Genomic DNA, 2,282 nt, shown 5'->3' with positions numbered 1-2,282 from the left:
CCATCTTCGCCGCCGCGCTCGACGAAACCCTCGCCCTGCTCCCGCCCGGGCTGCGGCAGGACGGGCCGGCCGGCCCGGTGCTCGACGGCGGGCGGCTCGGCGACCCGCGGTACTGGCGGTCGGCGCTGAGCGGGCCGGTGGTCCTCGTCGCGCCGAAGGCCGGTGCGCTCACGCTGCGGGTGCCGCCGCCGGCGTTCGCGGGCGACGCCGCGGTGCCCGACCCGCGGGCGTACGCCGTGGACACCCGGCTGCCGGTGCCGGCCCTGCTCGCGGGTGCGCGACCGCACGGGTGGACCTTCGGCGAGGCACTCCTGTCGATGTTCGGGGCTTCGGCTGTACCACTGGATCTCACGCAGATCGCCGAGCCCCTGCCCGTCCTCGGGCCGGCCGGGGTCGTGGCCGACCTGGCCACCCTGCAGCGGGCACTGTCCAACCCGGTCAGCCCCGGCGAGCTCCAGGTGTGGCTCGCGCCGGGGGCGCCGGGCGACGCCATCGCCGCCCGGCTCGCCGCCGCCGGGGTGGAGCTGCTCGGCAGCGAGACGGCGCGGCAGCACGAGCGGCGGCTGGCCGAGCACGGGCCGGCGTTCGCGGTGCTGTTCCGGCTGCTCGCCGCCGCCGTGGGGCTGCTGCTCGCGGCCGTCGCCGCCGCCGTCGCGGTCACCGTCGAGCAGCGGGTGCGCGCCCGCGAGGTGCGGGCCATGCGCGTCCAGGGCCTCGCCGCCCGGGTCGCGGTGCGCGCCGGCGTCGGCGGCCAGCTCGCGCTGCTCGGCCTGGCCACGCTCGGCGGGCTGGCCATCGCGGCGGCGCTCGGGACGGCCCGCCAACCGGCCGTCCTGGCCGGCACCGGCGTGCTGTCCGTGCTGGTCCTCGGCGGGGTGTCCGCCGGGGCGCTGATGTCCTGGACGCGGGGCGTCCGTCGCGAGGGAGCCGGGCGATGATCGAGCTGATCCTGCACATGCTGCGCTCCCGCCGCGGCCAGGCGGTCACCCTCGGGCTGCTGAGCCTGCTCGCCGTCGGGGCGGCCGTCGCCGTGCCGGCCTACGTGCGGGCGGTCGACCTCCAGGTGATCCGGGGCGAGGTCGCCGGGGCCGCCGCGGCCGAGCGGACCCTCACCGTGTCGACGATGACCGGCCCGGGCGGGTCGGATCCGGCCGGGTTCGAGGCGCTCACCTCGGTCCTGCTCGACGACGTGCCGGGCCTGACGACGGTGTACTCGGTGGAGTTCGCGGCGAAGGGCCTCGAGCCCGACGACCGCACCTCCCGGGTCGTCTTCCGCCAGGACGTCTGCGCCCACCTCGACCTCGTCGCCGGGCGGTGCGTGATCGGCTCCGGCGAGGTCGTCCTGGGCGAGCGGGCCGCGGACCGGCTGGGCCTGTCCACCGGCGACGACGCTGTCCTGGCCGAGGCCGGCGTCACCGGCGAGCCGAGGCCGCCGGTGCCGGTCACCGTCGTCGGGATCTACTCGGTGCGCGCGCCCGGCGAGACGTACTGGGCCGGCCAGCACTACTTCGCGCCCGACGCCTCCGAGCCGGTGTTCACCGGGGCCGCCACGATGGAGCGGCTCGACCCGCAGTTCGCGATCCTCACCGTCGACGCGGTGGCCCCACCGACGGCGTTCGACCGGCTCGACGACCTGCGGGCCCGGCTCGACGGGCTGCAGGCCCAGGCGGCCGAGACCGCGCCCACGCTGAAGATCCAGACCGGCATCCCCGCCCTGGCCGACCGGGTGGAGCGCGGCCGGGCCGTCGCCCGGCAGACCGTGCCGATCGGAGCGGTGCCGCTGATCCTGCTCGCCTACCTCACGCTGTACCTCGCCGTCGACTACGGCACCGAGGGGCGCCGCCGCGAGCTGGCCGTGGTGGCGCTGCGCGGCGCGCGCTGGTGGCACCGCCTCGTCTTCGGGTTCGCCGAGCCGCTCGCCGCCATCGCAGCCGGCGCCGTGGCGGGCAGCGTCGCCGGGCACCTCGCCGTCGGCGCGCTCGTCGCCTGGCGTCTTCCCGGCATCGGTACCCCGGGCTTCGGCACCGACACCCTGCTGTCCGCCGCGGCGGCCGCGGCCGGCGCGCTGCTCGTCGCCCTGCTCGCCCAGCGCCGCCACCTGGTCAGCCCGGTCACGGAGCTGCTGCGCCGGATCCGCCCGCGCGGCGGCACCGCCGGCGTCGCGGTGTTCGTCGTGCTCGCGGCGCTCGCCGCGACCGCCGTCGGGCAGCTGTTCGTCACCGACGGCCGGCTCGACCACGCTCGTGGCCGGCGCCGGGCTGGACCCGGCCGTGCTGCGCCCC

The 2,282-nt window shown here is 78.2% G+C and carries 2 pseudogenes; both read left to right on the top strand.

What is annotated here, in order from left to right:
• Positions 1–938, top strand: a pseudogene (locus ABZS66_RS61375) (ABC transporter permease); the annotation flags it as partial.
• A pseudogene (locus ABZS66_RS61370) lies at positions 935–2,282 on the top strand (ABC transporter permease); the annotation flags it as partial. The pseudogenes ABZS66_RS61375 and ABZS66_RS61370, both read left to right, overlap by 4 nt.

The sequence above is a fragment of the Dactylosporangium sp. NPDC005572 genome (assembly GCF_040605515.1).
Taxonomy (GTDB): Bacteria; Actinomycetota; Actinomycetes; order Mycobacteriales; family Micromonosporaceae; genus Dactylosporangium.
The sequence above is the reverse complement of the archived record's forward strand: the minus strand, read 5'-3'. Positions and strand labels throughout refer to the sequence as shown.